The sequence below is a fragment of the Streptomyces sp. NBC_00582 genome (assembly GCF_036345155.1).
GTDB lineage: Bacteria > Actinomycetota > Actinomycetes > Streptomycetales > Streptomycetaceae > Streptomyces.
In genome coordinates this window covers 2,169,006-2,183,575 of the sequence record NZ_CP107772.1, presented here as the reverse complement: position 1 = coordinate 2,183,575, position 14,570 = coordinate 2,169,006, and the positions used below count along the sequence as shown (strand labels likewise).

Annotated in this window: 13 protein-coding genes and 1 pseudogene; 10 read left to right on the top strand and 4 right to left on the bottom strand. The window is 74.0% G+C overall.

Annotation, left to right across the window (positions count from 1 at the left end; genetic code table 11):
- Positions 1-18 precede the first annotated feature (18 nt).
- Entirely contained in the window at positions 19-411 is a 393-nt protein-coding gene (locus OG852_RS09280) for an SCO5389 family protein (protein ID WP_330347571.1), read from the bottom strand.
- An 81-nt stretch (positions 412-492) separates the two neighbouring features.
- Complete coding sequence (locus OG852_RS09275) at positions 493-1,440, bottom strand: ATP-binding protein (protein ID WP_330347570.1); 948 nt, start codon at positions 1,438-1,440, stop codon at positions 493-495.
- 150 nt (positions 1,441-1,590) lie between these two features.
- Here OG852_RS09275 and OG852_RS09270 point away from each other — a divergent pair, with 150 nt between their 5' ends.
- From OG852_RS09270 to OG852_RS09255, 4 genes are read left to right on the top strand one after another with little or no spacing between them, the layout of a single operon-like run.
- On the top strand, positions 1,591-2,160 hold the full coding sequence (locus OG852_RS09270; protein ID WP_133913795.1) for a GNAT family N-acetyltransferase: 570 nt from the start codon (positions 1,591-1,593) through the stop codon (positions 2,158-2,160).
- 11 nt (positions 2,161-2,171) lie between these two features.
- Complete coding sequence (locus tag OG852_RS09265) at positions 2,172-3,683, top strand: ABC transporter substrate-binding protein (RefSeq protein WP_133913794.1); 1,512 nt, start codon at positions 2,172-2,174, stop codon at positions 3,681-3,683.
- Positions 3,684-3,688: 5 nt separating this feature from the next.
- Positions 3,689-5,644 carry an ABC transporter permease subunit gene (locus tag OG852_RS09260; RefSeq protein WP_330347569.1) on the top strand — a complete coding sequence of 652 codons (1,956 nt, stop codon included), beginning with the start codon at positions 3,689-3,691 and terminating at the stop codon, positions 5,642-5,644.
- Complete coding sequence (locus OG852_RS09255) at positions 5,641-6,894, top strand: MDR family MFS transporter (RefSeq protein WP_330347568.1); 1,254 nt, start codon at positions 5,641-5,643, stop codon at positions 6,892-6,894. Before OG852_RS09260 ends, OG852_RS09255 begins: the two co-directional genes overlap by 4 nt.
- Before the next feature lie 128 nt (positions 6,895-7,022).
- Here the strand turns inward: OG852_RS09255 and OG852_RS09250 are convergent, their stop codons facing one another.
- Positions 7,023-7,781: a CDP-alcohol phosphatidyltransferase family protein gene (locus OG852_RS09250; RefSeq protein ID WP_133913791.1), complete on the bottom strand. Its 759-nt coding sequence runs from the start codon at positions 7,779-7,781 to the stop codon at positions 7,023-7,025.
- 108 nt (positions 7,782-7,889) lie between these two features.
- Here OG852_RS09250 and OG852_RS09245 point away from each other — a divergent pair, with 108 nt between their 5' ends.
- From OG852_RS09245 to OG852_RS09225, 5 genes and pseudogenes are all read left to right on the top strand, one after another.
- Positions 7,890-8,882: a zinc-dependent alcohol dehydrogenase gene (locus OG852_RS09245; RefSeq protein ID WP_133913790.1), complete on the top strand. Its 993-nt coding sequence runs from the start codon at positions 7,890-7,892 to the stop codon at positions 8,880-8,882.
- 116 nt (positions 8,883-8,998) lie between these two features.
- On the top strand, positions 8,999-9,397 hold the full coding sequence (locus OG852_RS09240) for a 6-pyruvoyl trahydropterin synthase family protein (protein WP_133913789.1): 399 nt from the start codon (positions 8,999-9,001) through the stop codon (positions 9,395-9,397).
- Complete coding sequence (locus tag OG852_RS09235; protein WP_133913788.1) at positions 9,394-10,602, top strand: glycosyltransferase family 4 protein; 1,209 nt, start codon at positions 9,394-9,396, stop codon at positions 10,600-10,602. Before OG852_RS09240 ends, OG852_RS09235 begins: the two co-directional genes overlap by 4 nt.
- Entirely contained in the window at positions 10,599-11,705 is a 1,107-nt protein-coding gene (locus tag OG852_RS09230; protein WP_133913787.1) for a trans-aconitate methyltransferase, read from the top strand. Before OG852_RS09235 ends, OG852_RS09230 begins: the two co-directional genes overlap by 4 nt.
- Positions 11,705-12,751, top strand: a pseudogene (locus tag OG852_RS09225) (lysylphosphatidylglycerol synthase transmembrane domain-containing protein); the annotation flags it as partial. The gene OG852_RS09230 and the pseudogene OG852_RS09225, both read left to right, overlap by 1 nt.
- 185 nt (positions 12,752-12,936) lie before the next feature.
- On the opposite strand, the gene OG852_RS09220 reads toward OG852_RS09225, so the two are convergent.
- A complete protein-coding gene (locus tag OG852_RS09220; protein WP_330347567.1) occupies positions 12,937-13,785 on the bottom strand; it encodes a creatininase family protein in 849 nt (282 codons plus the stop codon).
- Between the two features lie 38 nt (positions 13,786-13,823).
- Between OG852_RS09220 and ribA the strand changes: the two genes are divergently transcribed.
- The gene (gene ribA / locus OG852_RS09215; protein WP_133913785.1) at positions 13,824-14,483 is read left to right on the top strand and encodes a GTP cyclohydrolase II; all 660 of its coding nucleotides are present in this window, start codon (positions 13,824-13,826) and stop codon (positions 14,481-14,483) included.
- Positions 14,484-14,570: the final 87 nt, after the last annotated feature.

Genomic DNA, 14,570 nt, shown 5'->3' with positions numbered 1-14,570 from the left:
CGGCGGGCTGCCTGACGGTCAGCAGTCGCGCAGTTCGGCCGACTGGTTCAGCACCTGCGCCCGGGTCGAGGTGAAGCGGGTGTGCGTCCGCCCGTCCCGGGCCTCCGGGCGGAAGGCGGCCACGCGGTGGCAGTTCTGGAAGGCGAGGGTCACGCCGAAGTGGCGTTCCAGGCTGCCGCGGATCGCGTCGCTGGCGAGGGCGCGCAGCAGCTGGCCGCGCTCCTGCTCGGACGGCGGAGGAGTCTGGTTGTCGGCGAACTCGGCCGTGCCGGCGTGGAGTCGGACGGAGAGGGACTCGATGAGGTCGTAGGCGTACGGCAGCGAGGTGCGGACGGTGTGCACGAAGTCCGCCTCGCGGATGTCACCGGCTTCGGCCTCGGCGAGGAGCTCGGGGGAGACGTCGAGAGACATGGGGGTGTCCTGTTCCTTGGTGGGGGAGAGGGGGCTAACAGCCCATAGCGGCTGCGGAAGTTGGCTGGACGGCAGTGGTCGTCAGGTCAGTGCGGCGGGGCCGGGGACGAACTCCGGGTCCACCTGGGCCGCCAGGTCCTGGCCCGTCGCCGCGTTCGCCCAGGCGCGGGCGTTGCGCAGGTGGAAGTCGACGGCGTGGCGGTGGAGCGTCGGCCAGTCCTTGGGGCGGGCGTCGACGGCCGCGCGCAGGACGGCGAGCGCGTGACGGTTCGACGATTCCAACTCGCCCTGGGGAGTGCCGCGTTCGGCGGAGCGGATCCAGGGGGAGTGGTCCAGGTGGGTGAGGAGGTCGTCGCCCACCTGCTCCTTGAGGAACAGCAGATCGTCCTCACCGGTCACCTTGTTGCCGACCACGGCGAGCGGGATGCCGAACTCGGCGGCGTGGTCGCGGTACTGGCGGTGGACGGAGACGCCCCTGCGGGTGGGTTCGGCCACCAGGAACGTCATGTCGAAGCGGGTGAACAGGCCGGAGGCGAAAGCGTCGGCGCCGGCGGTCATGTCGACGACGACGTACTCGCCGGGGCCGTCGACCAGATGCCCGAGGTAGAGCTCGACGGCGCCGAGTTTGGAGTGGTAGCAGGCCACTCCGAGGTCGCTCTCGTCGAACTCGCCGGTGACCATCAGGGGGACACCACCCACCTGCTGGACGTGACGGGCGTGCAACGCGTCGTCGCCGAGCAGGCGCAGCAGCCGTGAACCCCGCCCGGGCGGAGTGGTCTTGATCATCGCCTCGCGGGAGGCGATCCGCGGGTTGGTGCCGCGCAGGAGGTCCTTGATGTCGGCCGTGTGCGCCGCGAGCGGCGGGGCGGTGAACGGGCCGGCGTCGGGGTCGAGCGCCTCGGCCAGGTGCTGGTTGATGTCGCCGTCCACGGCGAGCACGGGCGCGCCGGAGCGTGCCAGTTCGCGGGCGAACAGCGCCGACAGGGTGGTCTTGCCGCTGCCGCCCTTGCCGACGAACGCGACGCGCATCTATGAGCCCGCCTTTTTGAAAATGAATGTCATGTGGTTAGGTTGGGGGCAGGTGGTGATCACTGTCAAGTCGAGCCAGGCGAGTCGGGTCGTGTCGGAGGGTGAGGGGTGATGGTCGCAAGTCCGAGCCTTATTGCATATGATGTGCAAGTGCGTGACTACTGCATAAGGCCCGCAGGCCACGATGACCTCGACGGCGCCCGTGCCGTCATGCTCGACACCGTCTACCGCGACTTCGGCACCGGATACGTGCCCCGCTGGCACGGCGACGTCATCGACCCGGCCGCCGCCTATCTGACCCCGGTCCGCCACACCCTGCTGGTCGCGGTGGACGACGTCAGCGGGGAGGTCGTCGCCACGGCCGCGCTGGACTCGCGCGGGCCTCTGCATCCGCCGAACCCGCGCCGGGTCGCCGAACGCTTCCCCTCCGGCGCGACAGCGCAACTGCGCCGGGTGTACGTACGCCCCGAACACCGCCGGCGCGGCCTCGCCCGACGGCTCGTCGCCCACCTCCTCGCCTTCGCGGCCGCCGACGGCGGATACCGCTCCGTCTATCTGCACACCGACCCCGCCGTCGAGGGTGCCGAGGGCTTCTGGCGGTCACTCGGCACGGTCGTGCACGACGAGCGCGAGGACCCCGGCGGCGCGCAGCGGACCGTCCACTTCGAGGTCGCCCTGCCCTCCCTCAACCGCCCCGCCCCGCCCTCCCCCATCCCCTAGATCGGTCTCCCATGCACCCTCCCCGCCGCCCGCGCCTGCTCACCGCGCTCCTCCTCACCCCGCTGCTCACCGGCTGTTTCGCCTCCCCCGGCGACGGCGACGGCGACGGCGGCGGAACGGCCGACGGCAAGGACGGTTCGCGGCTGCGCGTCGCCCTCGCCTTCCCGCCCGCCGAGAACCTCTCCCCGTACGGCGCCGACGCCACGATCCTCAGCCGCCTCGGCGTGACCGAGGGCCTGACCGCCCTCGACGCCAACGGCGCCGCCGCACCCGCGCTCGCCGCGTCCTGGCGGCGCGAGAACGACCGGAGCTGGCTGTTCACCCTGCGCGAGGCGCAGTTCCAGGACGGCACGCGGGTCACCCCCACCGCCGTCGTCACCGCCCTCACCCGCGCCGGCCGGGCCGAACCCGCCCCCGCCGCCCTGGCCGGCGTCACCCTCACGGCCGAGGCCGACGGCGCGACGGCCGTACGGATCACCACGACCGCACCCGACCCCGTGCTGCCGCTGCGGCTGGCGAGCCCCGGCCTCGCCGTCCTCGCCCCCAAGGCGTACGAGGACCAGAACGCCGTCGACCCGGTCGGCACCGCCACCGGCCCCTTCGCCCTCACCGAGGTCACCGGCAGCACCGCCGCCGCCCTCGACCGCTTCGACGACTACTGGGGCGGCCGCGCCCAGGCCTCCGGCATCGACGCCCGTTTCATCGCCGACGGCACCGCCCGCGCCAACGCCCTGCGCACCGGCCAGATCGACGTCGCCGAGGCGATACCCGTCGCCCAGGCCGCCACCCTCGACGCGGGCAGCCGCCGCGAGACCGCCACCACCCGCACCACCAGCCTGTTCCTCAACACGGAGTCGGGTGTCTTCAAGGACGCCTCGCTGCGGGCCGCGGCCCGCGCCGCCGTCGACACCACCGCGCTCGCCGACGGCGTCTACGAGGGCCACGCCGACCCCGGCGCCGGCATCTACGGCCCCGCCGTCACCTGGGCCGAGGCCAAGCGGATCGCGCCCGTCGGGCGGGTGAGGGCCGGCCGGCCCGACGGCGCCCCGATCACCCTCGCCACCTACGACAACCGGCCCGAACTCCCGGAAGTCGCCCAGGTGTTGAAACAGCAGCTGGAGAAGGCCGGGTTCACGGTGACGCTGGAGGTGCGCGAGTACGCGCGGCTGGAGAGCGACGCCCTGGCCGGAAAGTTCGACGCGTTCGTCGGCGCCCGCAACAGCCTGCTCGACACCGGCGACCCGGTCTCCCTGCTCGCCGGCGACTTCACCTGCGACGGCGGCTACAACCTGGCGCTGCTGTGCGACAAGGACGTCGACCGGGCCGTCGCCCGCGCCCAGGCGGTCGCCGACACCGACCGGCGGCAGGACGCCGCCCTGGCCGCCGAGGCCCGCGTCCTCGGCACCGACGCCGTCGTCCCCCTGGTCCACCAGCGTGTCATCACCGGTGTCGCCGGCACGGTCGGCGGGGTGCTCCTCGACCCGTACGAGCGCACCCTGGTCGGCACCGGCACCCGGCGCTGAGCCGCATGGGAGGCAGACTGGGCACGCTGGTGTGGCGTGCCGGACTGGCCGCGGCGCTGGTGTGCGGGATCGGACTGCTGCCCTGGCTCTCGCACACCGACCCCGCGCTCACCGTCCTCAAGGCCCGCTCCGCCGACCGCGACCCCACCCCCGAGGTCCTGGCCGCGGTCCGTACCCAACTGGGCCTGGACGAAGGCCCATTGAATCTCCTCGGGCGATGGCTCGGGGGGCTGCCGCGCGGGGACGCCGGACGGTCCTGGATCTCCGGGTCCGAGGTCGCCCCCGCCGTCGGACAGGCCCTCGGGGCATCCCTGTCGCTGATGGCGGTGTCCCTCGTCGTCGCCTGCGTGACGGCCGCCGCCGTGTGCGCCCGCACCCTGTACCTCGGCGCCCGCCGCCGACTCCACGGACGGACCCCGGGCGGCTCGGTCTCCGCCGCGCTCGCCGCGCTCCCCGAGTTCCTCACCGCCTCCGTCCTCGCCACCGTCGTCGGCGTACGACTCGGCTGGCTGCCCGCCCTCGGCTGGTACGGCCCGCAGTGGACCGTCCTGCCCGCGCTCGCCCTCGGCCTGCCGGCCGGAGCCGTCCTCGGGCGCCTCCTCGACGACCAACTGCCCGCCGCCTTCACCGAGCCCTGGGCCTCGGCCGCCACCGCACGCGGACTCCCCGGCCGGACCGTCGCCCGCCACGCGCTGCACCGCTGCCTGCCCGGACTCCTCCCCAACCTCGGCCTGTTCGCCGTGGGACTGACCGGAGGAGCCGTCGCCGTGGAACAGATCTTCGACATCCCGGGCCTGGGGCGGACCACCCTCCAGGCCGCACTCGCCCAGGACCTCCCCGTCCTGCAGGCCGGCATGCTCGCACTCGTCGCCCTCGCCGCCGTCACCACGGCCACGGCCCGCCTCGCCGTCGGACGGCTGGTGGGCCCCGCCCTGCGCGACGGAGCCTTGCATACACTCCACCGGCCACTGCATACACCCCACGGGTCATCGCATACACCCCACGGGTCACTGCATACACCCCACGTGTCACTGCATACACCCCACGTGTCACTGCATACACGCCACGGGACACCGTCGACTGCCCGCGGATCACTGTCGACCGCCCGCAAAATCCCGTCGACAACCCGCAGGATCTCGTCGACCGCTCGCAGCATCTCGTCGGCGGTCAGAAGAATCCCGTCGACCGACCGCAGGATCCTGCCCATTGCATACAGCCTTCTGCTGCTCGTCGTCATCGCCCTCGGCCTCCCCCGAGACCCCCTCGCCCTCGACACCACCACCCGCCTCCGACCCCCCACCCCCGCCCACCCCTTCGGCACCGACGCCCTCGGCCGGGACATGCTGGCCCGTGTCGCCCACGGCGCTCTCGACACCCTGCTGCTCGCCCTCGCCGTGAGCGTGCTCGCCCTGGTCGCCGGGGTGCTGCTCGGGTTGTCGCCCCGCTTGTCGGGGCCGCTCGTGGACACCGTCAACGCCGTGCCGCCCGTGCTGGCCGGTCTGCTCGTGGCCGCGCTGTGGGGCGGTGGGGGTGCGACGCCCGTGGTCGCGGTGGCCGTGGTGGCGTGGGCGCCGCTCGCCGCGCACACCTCCGCCCTGTTGCGGCAGGAGCGGGCCGCCCTGCATCTCACCGCCACGCGTGCCCTGGGGGCCGGGCGGTGGCATCTGCTGCGGCGGGGGCTTCTGCCCGCCGTCGTCCCGCCGGTGGTCCGGCACGCCCTGCTGCGGCTGCCCGGGGTCGCCCTCGCGCTCGCGTCGCTGGGTTTCCTCGGGCTCGGTGCGCAGCCGCCGTCGCCCGAGTGGGGGCTGCTGCTCGCCGAGAACCAGCCCTACGCCGAACGCGCCCCCTGGGCCGTGCTCGCCCCCGCAGCCGTCCTCGCCCTGCTGGGCGCCCTCGCGGTCACGGCGGCGCAGGGCCGAGCGAAAGACCGTCCCAACAAGCGGGGTGACGTCGCGTCATGAAGGGTCTTGGGCGTCTCTCCCCTCTCCTTCGGCTTCTCGTCCTCACCCAACTCGCCTTCAACGTGGGCTTCTTCGCGGTGTTGCCGTTCCTCGCCGGGCATCTGGGCACGGCGGTGGGGATGGCGGGGTGGCTCGTCGGGTTCGTGCTGGGGCTGCGGACCTTCAGCCAGCAGGGGCTGTTCGTGGTGGGCGGGGCGCTGGCCGACCGGTACGGGGTGCGGCCCGTCGTCCTGGCCGGCTGTGCGCTGCGGATCGCCGGGTTCGGCTGGCTCGGGTACGCCGAGGAGCCCTGGGCGGTGATCGGGGCCGTGCTGCTGGTCGGGTTCGCCGCCGCGCTGTTCTCCCCGGCGGTCGAGTCGGAGGTGGCCCGGCAGGCCGTTCTCCACGAGGAGGCGGCCGGCGGTCCGCGCACCCGGGTGCTGGCGCTGTTCACGGTCGCCGGACAGACCGGGGCGTTCGTCGGACCGCTGCTGGGCGCGCTGCTGCTGTCGGTCGACTTCCGAACCGTGTGTCTCGCGGGCGCCGGGGTCTTCGTCGTGGTGTTCGTCGCCCACGCGAGGCTGCTGCCGCAGCACCTTCCCGGCCGGGAGCGGGTCCGGGTCCGGGGCGGGATCGGCCCGTTGCTGCGCAACCGACGCTTCCTCGCCCTGTGCTGTGCCTACGGCGCCTACCTCCTCGCCTACAACCAGCTCTACCTCGCCCTGCCCGCCGAGGTGGAGCGCGCGGCGGGTTCGCAGGCGCCGCTGGCCTGGCTGTTCGCGCTGTCGTCGCTGCTGGTGGTGACCGCCCAACTGCCCGTCACCCGGTGGGCGGGGGACCGGCTGAGCACCCGCCGTTGCCTGGCGGCCGGCCTCGCGCTGATCGCCGCCGGGTTCGCGGTGGTCGCCGCCGCGCTGCCCGCGGGGCGGACCGGGACGGCCGGGCTGCTGCCCGCCGCCGCCTTCGTCGTGCTGCTCACCCTGGGCCAGATGCTCGTCGCGCCCGCCGCCCGCGCCTGGGTCCCCGACCTCGCCGAGAGGGGCCGGCTCGGTCTCTACACCGGGGCGCTGTCGTCCGTCTCCGGCCTGATCGTGCTGCTCGGCAGCGCGGCCACCGGCGCCCTTCTCGACACCGGGCTGCCTCCCGCGGTGCCCTGGCTGCTGCTCGCCGCGGTACCGGCCGCCGCCGTCGCCCTGCTGCCCGGCCGACGCCGCCGAGACGGTCGTACCAACGCCGAGACGGTCGTGGAAACGCGGTCGGCGGGATCGTAGGAACGCGGTCGGCACCGTCGTGGGAATGCCCTCGGCGCGGCCCATACGGAAGGGCCCGGACCGTCCATGACGGTGCGGGCCCTTTCCCGTGGGGGCTACGGCACAGGGGCGTGAACGCCGGTCGAGAGCTATGCGAGTTCGAGGACCCGCTGCTCCACCGGGCGCTGCGCCCGCGGCCGGGAGGTGCGGTACAGCCACAGGACGTCGCGGCCGAAGGACCAGAGCAGGGAGCCGAGGGCCAGCAGCGCGACGGCGAGGTTGCCGGCGTGGGGGAGGAGGTCGGCGCCGGCGACGAGGAGGCAGATGCCCTGGAGGGCGGCGACGGTCTTGCGGGCCATGCTCGGCGGCAGCGGCGCGTTGAGCCAGGGGGCGACGCGGGCGGCGGCGACGAAGACGTAGCGCATGGCGCCGATCAGCAGGACCCACGGTCCGAGCTGCGTGGAGACGTACACGCTCAGGACGAGGATGAGGAACGCGTCGACCTCCATGTCGAAGCGGGCGCCGAGCGCGGTGGAGGTGCCGGTGCGGCGGGCGACCTTGCCGTCGACGCCGTCGAGGATCAGGGCGACGGCGGTGAGGCCGACCAGCAGGGTGACCGGCGGGGCGGACTCGAAGGAGTCGGCGACCAGGGCGGTCACCCCGCCGACGAGGGTGGCGCGGCCGAGCGTGACCCGGTTGGCGGGGCCGAAGGAGCGCAGCCGGGAGCGGTGCAGGGCCCGGGAGAGGACCGCCCAGGTGGCGACGGCGAAGACGAGGCCGGTGACCCAGCCCGCCGGCCCCATGCCGATCGCCGAGCCGAGCAGGGCCAGCAACAGGATCTGCACGCCCGCTCCCACAGCGGTCTCCTGCTGGACCAGCCTTGCGTCGTAAGTGTTGTTCAGGGCCACCGCACATTCCTCCGGCCAGGTGACAGAGATGATCAGTGCCGCGTACTGTGCGCGACCTGTGCACACCTCGGTACGTGCACCGGTTGCAGATCGTTCAGGAGGATGCCGATGAACCGCAGCGGACGCGCGTTCTGGATCGACTCCCCGGGGCGGGGTGAGGTCCGCGACGTCGCCCTTCCGGAGCCGGGCGAGGGCGAGGTCGTGGTCCGTTCGCTGTACTCGGGGGTCAGCCGCGGCACGGAGACGCTCGTCTTCCGCGGAGGGGTGCCCGTGAGCCAGCACGCCGTGATGCGGGCGCCGTTCCAGGAGGGCGACTTCCCGGCGCCCGTGAAGTACGGCTACCTCAGTGTGGGGGTGGTGGAGGAGGGCCCCGCGCGGCTCGTCGGGCGGACCGTGTTCTGCCTGTATCCGCATCAGACGCGGTACGTCGTCCCCGAGACGGCCGTCACGGTCGTACCGGACTCCGTGCCGGCCGCGCGGGCCGTGCTGGCCGGCACCGTGGAGACCGCCGTCAACGCGCTGTGGGACGCGCGGCCGCTGGTCGGGGACCGGATCGCGGTGGTCGGCGGCGGCATGGTCGGCTGTTCGGTCGCGGCGCTGCTGGCCCGTTTCCCGGGTGTGCGGGTGCAGTTGGTGGACGCCGACCCGGCGCGCGCGAAGACCGCCGAGGCGCTCGGGGTCGGCTTCGCGCTGCCGAGCAACGCGCTCGGCGGCTGCGACCTGGTCGTGCACGCCAGCGCCACCGAGCAGGGCCTGACCCGCTCCCTGGAACTGCTGCGTGCCGAGGGCACCGTCCTCGAACTGAGCTGGTACGGCGACCGGGCGGTGGCGCTGCCGCTCGGTGAGGCCTTCCACTCGCGCCGGCTGGTCATCCGCAGCAGCCAGGTCGGGACCGTCTCCCCGGCCCGGGCGAACCGCAGCTACGCCGACCGGCTCGCGCTCGCCCTCGACCTGCTGGCCGACCCGGCGCTAGACGCGCTCGTCACGGGGGAAAGCGCGTTCGAGGAGCTGCCGGAGGTGATGCCGAGGCTGGCGTCGGGCGAGATCCCCGCCCTGTGTCACCGCGTCAGGTACCCGTCCGGGACCAGCAAGAGCGCCTGACCTGAGAAAAGAGTGAGATCCGACTGAACACGGGGAAGCGAAGAGCCGTACTACACGGCATCCCCCGGCGGCCAATGGCCGGGGGACCAGACGCGCCGCACCTGGAGGGTCGTCCGTTGTTCAGTGTCACCGTCCGCGATCACATCATGATCGCCCACAGCTTCCGCGGTGAGGTCTTCGGACCCGCGCAGCGCCTGCACGGAGCGACGTTCCTGGTGGACGCCACGTTCCGCCGCGAGCAGCTGGACGACGACAACATCGTCGTCGACATCGGACTGGCCACCCAGGAGCTCGGCGCCGTGGTCGCCGAGCTGAACTACCGCAACCTCGACAACGAGCCCGACTTCGCGGGGGTCAACACCTCCACCGAGTTCCTCGCCAAGGTCGTCGCGGACCGGCTCGCCGAGCGGATCCACAAGGGCGCGCTCGGCGAGGGCGCCCGCGGCATCGCCTCGATCTCCGTCACCCTGCACGAGTCGCACATCGCCTGGGCGAGTTACGAGCGTGCGCTGTGACCGACGTGACCCTGGAGAAGGCCCCGCTCGCCTACGTGCCCGTGCAGACCGCGGCACCCAAGGCCCCCACGGCTCCCACGGCCCGGAAGACGGGTGACCTCATCCCCATGTCCCTGCGCTCCGTGCACTTCGTCATGCCCGGCGGTGTCTACGACACGGCCAACCCCAGCGGCGGCAACGCCTACGACCGGCGGGTCTGCCTGGACCTGCCCGGCTTCGGCTGGCAGGTCCACAAGCACCTGGTGAACGGTCTGTGGCCGCGCCCGGAGACCGCGGCCCGCACGGAACTGGCGCGGACCCTGGCCTCGTTCCCCGACGGCACGGTCGTCCTGCTGGACGGGCTGGTGGCCTGCGGGGTCCCGGAGATCGTGGTGCCCGAGGCGGAGCGGCTGCGGCTCGCGGTCCTCGTCCATCTGCCGCTCGGCGACGAGACGGGCCTGGAGCCGCTGGTCGCCGCCGAACTCGACGCCAAGGAGCGGGCCGTGCTGCGGGCGGTGCCCGCGGTGATCGCCACCAGCGACTGGGCGGTGCGCCGGCTGGTCTCCCACCACGGTCTGGCCCCGGAGAAGGTGCACTGCGCCGCTCCCGGCGCCGACATCGCGCCCCTCGCCTCCGGCACCGACGGTGTCTCCCGGCTGCTGTGCGTGGCCGCCGTGACCCCGCGCAAGGGGCAGCACCGGCTGGTGGAGGCGCTGGCCGCCGTCACCGACCTGCGGTGGAGCTGCGTGTGCGTGGGCGGCCTGACCCAGGACCCGGAGTACGTCGCCCATCTGCGCGGGCTCATCCGGCGGCACGGCCTCGAGGACCGGCTGGAGCTCGCCGGACCGAAGGCGGGCGCCGAGCTCGACGCCGCGTACGCCTCCGCGGACCTGATGGTCCTCACCTCCTACGCCGAGACCTACGGCATGGCGGTCACCGAGGCCCTCGCCCGCGGCATCCCGGTCCTCGCGACCGATGTCGGCGGGCTGCCCGAGGCCGTCGGCCGCGCCCCCGACGGCGGGATGCCCGGCATCCTCGTCCCGCCGGAGAACCCGGCCGCCCTCGCCGCGGAACTGCGCGGCTGGTTCGGCGAGGCGGACGTGCGGCGCCGGCTGAAGGCGGCCGCGCGCAGCCGCCGGGCGGCCCTGAACGGCTGGGCGTCCACCGCCCAGAGCCTGGCCGGCGTCCTCGGCCGGCTTCCCGGCGAACCCCGGAGGGCGGCATGAGGAAGACGACGGCGACCCCGGCGGACGTGGCGCGGCGCGTGGGGGCCATCCCCACCCAGCCGGGCCCGAAGGAGGCCCCCACCATGACCGAGACCGTGACGTTGCAGGACGGCGGCGCGGCCGTCGCCGAGGCCGGCACCGGCGCCGTGACCGAGACCGCCACCGACGTGGTGACGGAGGCCGGCGACGGCGCGGTGATAGCGGGCGCCGGCCCCGTCGCCCGGCCCGGCGAGCGGCCCACCGTACGGCTGCGCGAGGCCGGTCCCGAGGACCAGCCCCGGTACGCGCCCGAGTGGCTCCAGCTGCGCGAGCCCGCGGACGCGGCGGCGCGGGCGGTGGACCTGCTGGACCCGCTGCGGATCCGGCTCGCGAACCTGCCGAGCGGCCGGGGCGGCTCCCTCGCCGTGCACGACCTGGGCTGCGGCACCGGCTCGATGGGCCGCTGGCTCGCGCCCCGCCTGGACGGCGGCCAGCACTGGATCCTGCACGACCGCGACCCCTACCTGCTGCACTTCGCGGCCGTCGCCTCCCCGCGCGCGGCCGCCGACGGCAGCCGGGTCACCGTGGAGACCCGGCGCGGCGACGTCGCCCGGCTCACCCCGGACGCCCTGACCGGCGCCGCGCTGGTCACCGCCTCCGCGCTCCTCGACGTCCTCACCCGCGAGGAGATCGAGACGCTCGCCGCGGCCTGCGCGGGCGCCGGCTGCCCGGCTCTGCTGACGCTGTCCGTCGCCGGCCGCGTCGAGTTCTCCACGCCGGACCCGATGGACGAGGAGCTCACCGCCGCGTTCAACGACCACCAGCGGCGTGGCGGACTGCTCGGCCCGGACGCGGTGGGCGTCGCCTGCGAGGCGTTCGCCGACCACGGCGCCACCGTCAAGGTCCACCCGAGCCCCTGGCGGCTCGGCCCCGAGCACGCCGCGCTGACCGCCCAGTGGCTGCGCGGCTGGGTCGGCGCGGCCGTCGAGCAGCGCCCCGACCTCACCGAACGCGCCGAGACCTATCTGGCGGCCCGGCTCGCCGCCTGCCAGGCGGGCGAGCTGCGGGTCACCGTCCACCACAGCGACCTGCTCGCCCTGGCCCGGCCGACGGGACGCGCCTGATGAGCGCCGAGACGGTGAGCGCGCGGACCGGCCGGGGGCGCGAGGCGGCCGGTCCGCCGGCCGCCCGCGTGCCGGCCGCGCCCGCGGTGCGGGTCGAGGGCGCCCCGGCCGTACGGCGCCCGCCGCGCGCCCCGTCGGTGGCGCGCACCGGTCCCGCCGTGTCCGAGGCCCGGATCGGCGTCATCGTGACCAAGGCGCACCGCACCCCGCCGGCGTGGCGCAGGGTCCTCGCCTCGCGCGCCCTGCGCACGCACTTCGGGACGGTCGCCGGCGTCCTCATCCTCGTGGTGCTGCTGTGGCGGATGGGGACGGGCGTGTTCCTGGACGGGCTGCGCCGCATCGACGTCCCGACGCTGCTGCTCGCGCTCGGGATCGGCGCGGTCACCACGGTGTTCAGCGCCTGGCGGTGGGCGCTGGTGGCGCGCGGCCTGCGGATCCGGCTGCCGTTCGGCGCGGCGGTCGCCGACTACTACCGGGCGCTGTTCCTGAACGCGGCGCTGCCCGGCGGGATCCTCGGCGACGTGCACCGCGCCGTGCGGCACGGGCAGAGCGCCGGTGACGTCGGGCGCGGTGTACGGGCGGTCGTGCTGGAGCGCACGGCGGGACAGCTCGCGCTGGCCGTCGCGGGCGTAACGGTCCTGCTGGTGCTGCCCTCCCCGGTCATGGCCGAGGCGCGCGGCCTCGCCCCGCTGATCCTGCTGGCCGGGGTGGGGGCGCTCGCCGTGGTCCTCGCGCTGCGCATGAACTCCTCCCGGACGCGTACGGCCGGGCGTCTCGGCGGGCTGCTGGCCGAGGCGCGCGAGGGGCTGCTGTCGCGGCGCAACGGGCCGGGGGTCGCCCTGTCGTCGGTGGTCGTGCTCGCCGGGTACGTCGCGATGTTCGTCGTGGCCGCGCGGGTCGCCGGCTCCTCCGTCACCGTCCTCACCCTGCTGCCGATCGCGATGCTCGCCCTGCTCGCCATGGCCGTGCCGCTCAACGTCGGCGGCTGGGGCCCCCGCGAGGGTGTCACCGCCTGGGCGTTCGGCGCGGCCGGACTCGGCGCGGACACCGGCCTGTCGGTGGCGGTGGTCTACGGCGTGCTGAGCTTCGTCGCCGCGCTGCCGGGGGCGGTCGTCCTCGTCGTGCGCTGGTACGCGGCCGTACGCGCCGGTCGGCCGCAGGGGGCCCAGGCCGAGGAGAACGGGGCCGCCGGTGCCGGGGCCGGTGAGAGCGGCCCCGTGCGCACGGCGGCCTACTCGGTGCCGGAGTCCCCGGAGTCCCCCGAGTCCCAGGTTTTCTCCGGGCTCGGTGACTTCTCCGAAGTCGGCTTCCGCGAAGTCAGCAGTGAGAAATACGCGCCGAAGGAATCCGCCAGGCTCGCGAGGAGTTCCTTCCCCTTTTCCGCGGACCCCAGGGAAGGACGGCCGATGACGCCCGAATCGGTATAGGCGGACATTCCCAGCGTGAGCAGATGGCGACGGTCGTCCGCGGTGAAATCGGCGGACTCGTAACCGGGCCGGACGAGTTCCGGATGGGTGTGCAGCAGGATCGACGTCTCGATCTCCCCGGCGTGCATGTCGGTGAGGAGCGAGGTCCGCACCCCGGACCGTTCCCGCGCCGCCTCCCAGTCCTCCGGGGCCGGGAAGAGCGCCATCCGCTCACCGCGGGCGGAGGACTCCTGGACCGCGTTGCCCAGGACGTAGTTCCCGCCGTGTCCGTTGACCAGAACCAGGGCCTCGACGCCCGAGCGGCGCAGCGACGCCGCGATGTCCCGTACCACCGCGTGAAGGGTCACGGAGGAGATGCTGACGGTCCCCGGCCAGGCCGCGTGCTCGTGCGAGCAGGCGATGGTCACCGGCGGAAGGAGGTGCACCGGGTACGCCTCGGCTATCTCCCGCGCGATGGCACAGGCGACCAGGGTGTCCGTGGCGAGCGGCAGGTACGGGCCGTGCTGTTCGAAGCTGCCGACCGGCAGGACCGCCACCTGCGTCGCGGCGCCCGCACCCCGGGAGCGGACGTCCTCGGTGGTGTCCACCGGCACCAGGCCGTACGCCGCGCCCGCCGCTGCCGTCGCCGCCGTCCTCATCTCCGAACCACTCATCTTTTCCCGGCCTTTCGTCTCCGCTTAGGAATCAGATCATGACAGAGAAAATGGGCGTACTCGGCAAGAAGACCCCGCAGCGCACCGGCGTGGAACGCGTGGTGAATGCCCCCTTGCCCACCGTGTACGGGAAATTCCAGGCGGTGGGCTACCTCGACCACGACCGCGGCGACGAACAAGTCGCCCTGGTGTACGGCGAGATCGGCAGCGAGGACGTGCTGACCCGGCTGCACTCGGAGTGCCTGACCGGAGACGCGTTCGGCTCCCAGCACTGCGAGTGCGGCGACCAGCTGGAGTCGGCGCTGCGGGCCGTCGTCGCCGCGGGCAGCGGGATCGTCGTGTACCTGCGCGGGCACGAGGGCCGCGGCATCGGTCTGCTCGGCAAGCTGCGCGCGATGGCCCTGCAGGCGGAGGGCCTGGACACCGTCGAGGCGAACGTGGCGCTCGGCTTCCCGGTGGACGCCCGCGACTACAAGGTGGCCGCCGACATCCTGCGCGACCTCGGCGTACGGTCCGTGCGGCTGATGTCGAACAACCCGCGCAAGCGCGAGGCGCTCGTAGACAACGGCATCCAGGTCGCCGAGGAGGTGCCGCTGCTGATAGAGCCGTGCGAGAACAACATCACCTACCTGCGCACCAAGCGCGAGCGCATGGACCACCGGCTGCCGCACCTGGACGCGGTGGCGCACTGGTCCTGAGCGTGCCGCGGCCGTCGTCGGTGGGTAGGGATCACAACGGTCGTCGCAGGTGACAGCCCCGGCCTCGGTACTCGGGCCGGGGCCGCC

Excerpts from the sequence above, each read along its gene's own strand:
- OG852_RS09265 (WP_133913794.1), top strand. The coding sequence starts at position 2,172 with ATGCACCCTCCCCGCCGCCCGCGCCTGCTCACCGCGCTCCTCCTCACC.
- OG852_RS09220 (WP_330347567.1), bottom strand. The coding sequence starts at position 13,785 with ATGAGTGGTTCGGAGATGAGGACGGCGGCGACGGCAGCGGCGGGCGCG.
- OG852_RS09260 (WP_330347569.1), top strand. The coding sequence starts at position 3,689 with ATGGGAGGCAGACTGGGCACGCTGGTGTGGCGTGCCGGACTGGCCGCG.
- OG852_RS09275 (WP_330347570.1), bottom strand. The coding sequence starts at position 1,440 with ATGCGCGTCGCGTTCGTCGGCAAGGGCGGCAGCGGCAAGACCACCCTG.
- OG852_RS09280 (WP_330347571.1), bottom strand. The coding sequence starts at position 411 with ATGTCTCTCGACGTCTCCCCCGAGCTCCTCGCCGAGGCCGAAGCCGGT.
- ribA (WP_133913785.1), top strand. The coding sequence starts at position 13,824 with ATGACAGAGAAAATGGGCGTACTCGGCAAGAAGACCCCGCAGCGCACC.
- OG852_RS09255 (WP_330347568.1), top strand. The coding sequence starts at position 5,641 with ATGAAGGGTCTTGGGCGTCTCTCCCCTCTCCTTCGGCTTCTCGTCCTC.
- OG852_RS09230 (WP_133913787.1), top strand. The coding sequence starts at position 10,599 with ATGAGGAAGACGACGGCGACCCCGGCGGACGTGGCGCGGCGCGTGGGG.
- OG852_RS09245 (WP_133913790.1), top strand. The coding sequence starts at position 7,890 with ATGAACCGCAGCGGACGCGCGTTCTGGATCGACTCCCCGGGGCGGGGT.